Genomic DNA, 1,753 nt, shown 5'->3' with positions numbered 1-1,753 from the left:
GGCCAAGGTGGCGCAAGCAAAGCGCGACGCACGCTGAGGGTTCTGACAATCGCCGGGTGAAATCGTTGGGGCGCCGGCCTGCCGTGCGGCCGCAGGCGTCTTCTATGCGTCCTCAACAAGGGTTTGCAGCATGGGGCGGGTTGGCGCGAAGAACGTCGTGCCGGTGTGCGGCGTCGAGAAATCGAGCAGCCGGTCGTAAGCGCCCGGCGGCTCACCGATGTACATTCGCTGCAGCATCCTCTCGATCACCCAGAGATACCTGCTGTAGCCGATAAAGTAGGTGCCGAACTCCTTTTGCCCCGGCCTGCCAAACGGCATGTTGTCGCGCAATATGTCGTACTCGTTGCCATCGGTATCCTCGATGGTGGCCAGCGACTTGTGTGATTTGCGCGGCGCCTCGTCATCATCGATTTCGATGTTGTCGATCTTGGTGCGGCCGATGATCGCTTCCTGCTCGGGCGTCGGAATGCGCGCCCAGGCCTGGAGATCGTGCAGGTATTTCTGGACGACGACATAGCTGCCGCCGGCGAAGTCGGCGTCCTCATCACCGACGAGTGCCGAGGCCGGAAGGTCCAGCCCGGTCGGGTTGGCCGTGCCGTCGACGAAGCCGAGCAGGTCACGCGCATCGAAGTACCGAAAGCCGGAAACCTCGTCGACGACGTTCACGGCATCACCGAGATTGTCGAGCAGAATGCGCTCGAACTCGAAGCACATATCGGGCCGCTCGGAGCGGATGTGGAAGAGAAGATCGCCGGCGGTCGAAGGCGCCGAATGAACGGCACCCTTGATCGGCGCAAACGGTTTCAGTTCCAGCGGTCGCCGATCTGGGGAAAGACGATCCCAGAGATCGCGGCCGATGCCGGCAATGCACGAAAGCCGCCCGGAAAGATCGCGGAACCCGACGGTTTTGACGAGATCATCGAGGCCGCCGAGCACGGAGGCTATCTTGGCGAGCGCGGTCTGACCGCTGGCGACGGTGACGACAAGAAAGACCGCCGAAAGCGACAGCGGGGCGTCGACACTTTGCGCATCGATCGGCACGCGATCCCAGTTCTTTCCAGACATCCGAATTCTCCGCTTCGCCGGGATTTGTTTCAGATCGCCCGATATCACGCAACTGCGGATGAGACATCGCGCAACACTGGATGAATTGCCTCTTTATCGACACGCGGATGCGGGTAGAGTGCGGCAGAATTTCAATCAACCCATTCGGAGCTGATGCTCGCTCGCCTGTTCGTGATCTTCGGTGGCCTTTTTGTGCTGGTGCTGTGTGCGGCGCTGGTGGTGCCGTATTTTATCGACTGGACCGGCTACCGCGCCCAATTCGAGCGCGAGGCCAGCGCCATCCTCGGCCGCAAGGTGACCGTGCAGGGCGACGCCACGGCAAGGCTGTTGCCGTTTCCCTCGGTGACCTTCTCGAACGTCGCGGTCGCCGGCGGCCCCAATGGCCAGCCGGCCATGACCGTCGAGACGTTTTCGATGGATGCGGAACTGGCGCCCTTCCTGCGCGGCGAAGTGCTGATCTTCGACATGCGGCTGGTGCGGCCGAAAGCGACCATCGATATCGCCAATGACGGCACCGTCGACTGGGCGATGCGGCCGTCCTCTCCCTGCGACCTCAATCAGATCTCGATCGAGAAGCTGACGGTGACGGAAGGGCAGATCGAACTGCGCCATGCCGCCGGCGGGCGCAGCCACCTGTTTTCCGAGATCAATTCGACCATCTCGGCCAAGTCTCTGGCCGGGCCATGGC

Annotated in this window: 2 protein-coding genes; one reads left to right on the top strand and one right to left on the bottom strand. The window is 62.2% G+C overall.

Going from position 1 to position 1,753, the window contains the following annotated elements; all coding sequences use genetic code 11:
* Nucleotides 1-102: 102 nt before the first annotated feature.
* Nucleotides 103-1,065 carry a Dyp-type peroxidase gene (locus tag EN964_RS33605; protein WP_127273760.1) on the bottom strand — a complete coding sequence of 321 codons (963 nt, stop codon included), beginning with the start codon at nt 1,063-1,065 and terminating at the stop codon, nt 103-105.
* 153 nt (nt 1,066-1,218) lie between these two features.
* Here EN964_RS33605 and EN964_RS33600 point away from each other — a divergent pair.
* Nucleotides 1,219-1,753 (top strand): AsmA family protein (locus EN964_RS33600; protein ID WP_127277382.1); only part of this gene is annotated, 535 nt, incomplete at its 3' end.

This window comes from Mesorhizobium sp. M7A.F.Ca.CA.001.10.2.1, from assembly GCF_003998575.1.
GTDB lineage: Bacteria > Pseudomonadota > Alphaproteobacteria > Rhizobiales > Rhizobiaceae > Mesorhizobium.
The sequence above is the reverse complement of the archived record's forward strand: the minus strand, read 5'-3'. Positions and strand labels throughout refer to the sequence as shown.

What these genes read in the sequence shown, in the direction of transcription:
- EN964_RS33605 (WP_127273760.1), bottom strand. Translation starts at nt 1,065, where the DNA reads ATGTCTGGAAAGAACTGGGATCGCGTGCCGATCGATGCGCAAAGTGTC.